We start from the raw sequence: 5725 nt of genomic DNA on the forward strand, positions 1-5725 counted from the left end.
GGACATGAGCCACGGAGATATTTGGAAAGTGGGTGAAGAAAAGGAGGCTTTGTACCGCGAACTCTATCAACCTCACATTAAGCCTACAAAGGGTTTGATTACCTTTCTGTCAGAAGTAGTTCGGCAGCGCATTCCCCGCACGGTTTCTACGTCGGCTCCCCCGGCAAACGTAGATTTTACATTACAGCATACTGGGCTGCGAAGTTATTTTTCCACCATCATTGATTCTACCATGGTCGCCCACGGCAAGCCCCACCCGGAAGTCTACCTAAAGTCAGCCAAAGCATTAGGTATTGATCCAGCGCAGTGTATTGTATTTGAAGACGCGATCTTGGGAATTCAAGCCGGAAAAAATGCCGGAATGAAAGTGGTCGGTGTGGCCACTACGCATACTCGCGAAGAATTGGAAGCGGAAAATACCGATTTAGTCATCGATGATTTTTGTGGTTTGACCCTAGAACAACTCAGAAAGCTCAATAGATAGCCCCAGTTAAGGACAAATCAGCAAACAATAAGCTAATGATTTACTACCTATCCAATTACTTACGCCAGGTGACAGCGTACCCATTGGTGGTATTGGTGATAGGGCCAGTTGTTCCGGTAGCAACTTCCAGCCACCATATTTGAGCACCTTGCTCGGTATTCATGGAATAAATAATAAAATCACCGTCGGGCGACCAGGATAAGTTAGGAAGCAGGTCACCGTGGTCGGCCTGTAAAAGTAGTTCAGTCTGACCAGTGGCAATATCCAGCGTTTTGATAGCGTAGATCACCACATCTTCACTATTAATAATTCCGCTACTGCTTACCACTTCGGCAAATACTAGCGTTGATTCATCAGGCGACCAATCCAGGGCTTGCAACAATCCACTTCGCTGATAAACAACCTGAGGGGTAATAGCTGATCCTGATACTTCAGCTACAAAGAGTTGGTTATCGTAATAATAAGCCAACTTACCCGATGAAGACCATTTGGGGGCAAAACCATAAACCTCATCATTAAGTACTTCATTCGTATTGGTATCAAATAGGTAAAGCCAACAAATATCGTCGGAATTAAGTCCAAATTCTGGAGAGCGGTTACGGCCGCATACGTTCAGTATTCCTCGGTTTCTATCTACATCCCAAGCGGTTCGTCGTACTTCTACATCTAATGCCGCCCGGTTGTCAACCGCACCGGAAAAATTAAACACGCCAGGCTCGCCTCGGGTAATATACACTACTTCCTGACTGCCATCTATAGAGTTGTAACGGGTTACATCGCTGCCACCGCCGGGCACTACAGTAGCGTCGCTGGGAGCTTCCGGGTTGAAAACTTTTTGAGAAAGTACAAATTGATTATCATCAAACCACTGAGGGGAACCATCTACTATGGTAGCGTCAACCTGATTGAAGATGACTCGATCAGTGCCATTGGGAAGCATGGTGGCAACTAGTTTCTCTTCTGGAGACAGGTCATAAAAGATAAGTCGACTATTGCCAGCGTAGTTTTGTAGGGCATCTGGCATTGGCGAAGGCTGGGTTAACCGAATGACACCCTCAGTGACAATAACATCATCTATATAGATAGTAGTAGAACTGGTAGCAGTAAAGTCTTGAGCCTCAAAAACAACAAACAAAGGCGAAGGAGCATCTAACCATGTATTAATATCTTGACGGGTAACTAAAAAGTTAATTCGGTTCCATCCACCCGCTCCTCCTTCCTCTTGGGAGGGGGCACCTAAGAAGTACGCATTGGTGCCGAAGCCGTAAGTTCCATTAGGGGCATTGGTCAAAAAAACGTTAAAATCTAAACTGGGTATAGCACCCTCAGCCCGTACTAGAAAGGAAACGGTCAGTAGCTCTGGTACGGCAGTTAGCTCAATTTCCTGAGCCGCTACCGCGTTTACTGTGAAAGTAATACCACCCGCCTCAGAGCACTCCTGAGTAGTGTTGATAATGAGTGATTGCCCTTGATCGGTTGCTCCTACTTGCGCACCCCCGCAGGTAAACCAGGCTTCGTCCGACTCAAAATCGCCGTTGCTAATAAGATTGTTTAGTGGTTGAGGTTCCGGGATAAGACTCTCGTCGTAGGTAGGAGTGGCCGCCTCGCCAGTTAATCCGCCGGGATTATCAGGGGTTTCATCATCGGGAGAGCAGGCTATTATCAAAATAAGTGTGCTCAACAAGAGTGAGGAAAGTCTCATAGGTAAAGTTGTTTCTTTAATTATTCTTAAGGCACTTACTGCTGACGAAGGTGGATAATACTTTGTGCTTCTACTAAAGATATAAAGCAGTGAATGAGTAAATAGTTACTCCTTATTCATTTCTTATAGCGCAGGCTACGAAGTTTTCGTTAGTTATGGGGTGAAAGAGAACACAGAGGTGGAAAGCTATCGTTCGGCCAACACTTGCGAGATATTGGTGCGGTACGCCTGGATCGCCGGAATTAGTGAAGCAATCAGCCCTACTACCAAGCTGCCTACCAAAATCCATAGTTCTTCGGTAAGCAACTGACTGGCATCAATACCTAACTGCCCCGGACGAGCGTACAGTTGAGTAGCCGCGTAGATGACCAAATGCCCTAGTAACAATCCTAATAAACAGCCCACTAGCGTGATAATTAATCCTTCTAAGATTACATGAGCAAATAGTAGTTGAGGGGAAGCACCTAACGAGCGCATCACCGCCAAATCGTACCGACGGGCCTTTAAAGAGTTGTACAAAGCGATGAAAATACTTAGGGCCGCAATTATCACAATTACGTAAGCGAACCCCTGAAGCATATCCACCCCCACGCCAATTAATGAGAACAAGCGAGCGGTTTCGAACGGAGGGGAAGCTGCTTGCATATTGGTGCGCTCATTGATGTAGCGGGGTAGCTGAACGGCCGCCATCGGCGAGCGAAATTGCACCAGCAGCGAAGTGATCTGATCACCTTCAGCCGGTAATCCCTGTTTGGTAATGGCTTCATCACTTCCATGCACATGGCCGTCGTGATCATGATTTTGCTCGTGGTCGTGATCGTGACTGGCTTCGGCGTGAGTAGTATCGGCTTCGGGGCTATGGTCGTGTACTTGCCATACACTTTCTAGCGAAGTGAGAATAAGGTTATCCACCACTCCTTGCGTAGGAGATAATACTCCTACCACCGTAAACTGTTGTTCATCGTGCACATTCAGTCCATCATCCATAAAGCCGTGGCTACTGGCAAAAGTATTATCAACCGTGAGGCCCGACTGCTGGGCTACGGCGGCTCCTAGGGTAACTTCCAGCGGTTTCTCCCAGCGAGTGCCTTCGGCTACTTCTAGCTGATAGAGATCAAGGTAATCGTAGTTGGTACCCACAATTCGGTATCCCTGGTAGCTGTCCCCCAATGAAAGGGGAATGGTGTTTTTAATGAGCCGGTTGCGAGAGAGTTTCTTAGCTTCTTCCAAAGCAATATTGCCGGTAGGGTAATCCATATGAAAAATACTAGACAGAATAATTTGAAGTGGACTGCCCTTAGCCCCTACCACCAAATCAATGCCCCGGCTGTTCTGGGTGAGAGACTTTTCCACTTGTTTGCTGGCCAATAGCAAAACGGTAATAATCGCAATGCCTAACGCCAGCAATAATATGTTAAGGAGCGTATTGAGCGGCTTGGTTTTAATGTAACTTCCGCTGAGCTTCAGTAGGTTCATGCCGTAGTAAGCGTCAGTTGTTGAGGAACATGGTCTTTTACGCGTTGGTCGTGGGTAACAATCAGCAAGGTGGCCTGGTGAGCCTGGGCTTGGCTCTGTAATAGTTCCAACACTCGTTGACAGTTTTCATCATCCAAGCTAGAAGTGGGTTCGTCGGCTAAAATCGCAACCGGATTGTTGAGCACTGCTCGGGCAATGGCAGCTCGTTGGGCTTCACCTTGGCTGAGGGTGGTAACGCGGGCAGTACGCCTATGGTCTAACGATAGCGAAGCAAGTGTCTTGCGGATAACCTTTCGGTTTTGTTTTACCCCGGCCAGATACTGCGCCAGTAGAAGATTCTGTTCTAAGGTCAATGAGCCTAATAAATGAGGTTGCTGAAAAATCAAGCCTAGTTTCTGACCTCGGAAACGATCGATGGCACTACCACTGAGCTGGGTAATATCCTGGGTGCCAATCATAATTTTTCCCCGACTAGGACGTAACAGTCCAGCTAATAAGTGGAGCAGGGTAGTTTTACCACTACCGGACGCTCCCAATAGTACTGCGTGTTCACCAGCACTAACCGACCAATCTGGAAATTGAAACGGATCAGAGCGTGGGGTATACTGAAAGGAAACGTTTTCAATCTGAATCATATTGGCCAAGATACTGAAGCAGAAGGAAGAAAAAAAACATGAGCAAGCCGGAGACAGGAGTCGGGAGACCGAAGACCGGAATTAGAAAACTGGGCTTCGGAATTTGAGGGCATATAATAGCAGTTGGAAGTTCTCTTCTTAATGTAAAGAAGGTTCTAACTATGCATATTTCCAGCTTCCGGCTTCCGTTATTTATCCCTTAGTGTCCGCCCGAGTAGCATAGCGAACACATCGGACTGGTCATCTAAAGCAAGTACTACGTGGCGTCCTTTGCCTCGTAAAATCGCAATTCCATCCGGGTAAGGCTGGAAGTTCAGAATCTCATTAAGCTGAATAGGTTTTTCTTGCTCATTGGCCCGATAAATCAACCGTTGGCTAGTAAGATAGATTTTACCTTCCTTGGGTTTTTCCTGTTCATTATTAGGTAGTACAGAGTCTGCGGTAGGCTGCCAGTAATCTCCTTCGGCTAACTTAGTACGAATGGGTTTAGGTTCAGAGATCAGTAGCTGATTCGGAGCATCGCGCCAAGTGGCATTAGTCAGAAAGCAGCAGGTTTCCCCTTTTGGTAGTTCTAACGGCACGTGGATGGTCGGTAGCTCTCCATTCTCTAGCTGCCATAATAAACGGTGCTTGGCTAATTGCTTTCGGGTTTTAGCCCCTGACTGAGGTTTTAATTCTAGGTGCTCGGCTAAGATGTCTAGTTCTTCTTCTTCCTTCACTTTCAACGGCTCATTAGTTATTGCACCAATAATAAGCTCCATTACAATAGATGTAGCGGTATGCTGTTGAACTCGGTTAGCTACCTCAGCCGGAAGCTGTAGTTTAGTCTGTATATTTTTTAAAAAGCGGCGTTCTTTTTCATCTATTCGCTGATCTGCTAAAGCTGTTTCTAATTCTCGTCCGTGTACCTCCTGGCAAACTCGATGATGCGCTAAATCTATATCTTTATCGCTTAACCCTAGCAGGCGCTTTAAGTGCTTGAGGCGTTTAATTTCTTCTTCATCCAAATGATTATCGTCAAAGCAGTAGCGGAGGTACGCTTTGTAGAGTTCCCGTAGCGAGCCATCGGTGAAATCGGTATATAGATTCAGTTCGTATTTTTTGACAATCGCTAGAATATCGGCAGGAGTAACCTCTAATGTTGGCTTTTCCGATAGCAGGTTATTGATTTCCAGAACGGCATTCTTCTCAGATTTCTGCCCTCGCATCTTTCCCCAACCCGAGACTGACTCTAGGTTCGACTTATAAAATGGTTGTGTTTCCATGACATTGTAAATCAGACAATTCAGCAATATAAGCTGATTTTAGTCGACAGTCAATAGGGGGGCGGAAGACCGGAGCCCGAAATCCGGAGATTAAAGTCGAGAAAGGGTGGAAGGGTGAAACGGTGAAGGGTATGAGGGTGGAAGGGTAAAAAGGCCGCCGTGG

The 5725-nt window shown here is 46.5% G+C and carries 6 protein-coding genes; 1 reads left to right on the top strand and 5 read right to left on the bottom strand.

Annotated features, from left to right (window positions below; all coding sequences use genetic code 11):
- Nucleotides 1–484 (top strand): HAD family hydrolase (locus WBA23_RS07725; protein ID WP_424581697.1); only part of this gene is annotated, 484 nt, incomplete at its 5' end.
- Nucleotides 485–539: 55 nt separating this feature from the next.
- Here WBA23_RS07725 and WBA23_RS07730 read toward each other — a convergent pair.
- From WBA23_RS07730 to WBA23_RS07750, 5 genes are all read right to left on the bottom strand, one after another.
- Nucleotides 540–2186, bottom strand: coding sequence for a hypothetical protein (locus tag WBA23_RS07730; RefSeq protein WP_424581698.1), 1647 nt, complete (start codon nucleotides 2184–2186; stop codon nucleotides 540–542).
- Between the two features lie 186 nt (nucleotides 2187–2372).
- Complete coding sequence (locus tag WBA23_RS07735; protein WP_424581699.1) at nucleotides 2373–3662, bottom strand: FtsX-like permease family protein; 1290 nt, start codon at nucleotides 3660–3662, stop codon at nucleotides 2373–2375.
- Nucleotides 3659–4297 carry an ABC transporter ATP-binding protein gene (locus tag WBA23_RS07740; protein ID WP_424581700.1) on the bottom strand — a complete coding sequence of 213 codons (639 nt, stop codon included), beginning with the start codon at nucleotides 4295–4297 and terminating at the stop codon, nucleotides 3659–3661. The genes WBA23_RS07735 and WBA23_RS07740 overlap by 4 nt, the downstream gene beginning before the upstream one ends.
- 188 nt (nucleotides 4298–4485) lie before the next feature.
- Nucleotides 4486–5562, bottom strand: coding sequence for a hypothetical protein (locus WBA23_RS07745; RefSeq protein WP_424581701.1), 1077 nt, complete (start codon nucleotides 5560–5562; stop codon nucleotides 4486–4488).
- Nucleotides 5540–5725: hypothetical protein (locus tag WBA23_RS07750; RefSeq protein WP_424581702.1), on the bottom strand; the 186-nt coding region annotated here is incomplete at its 5' end. The genes WBA23_RS07750 and WBA23_RS07745, both read right to left, overlap by 23 nt.

It is taken from the genome of Tunicatimonas sp., assembly GCF_049647865.1.
Taxonomy (GTDB): Bacteria; Bacteroidota; Bacteroidia; order Cytophagales; family Cyclobacteriaceae; genus Tunicatimonas.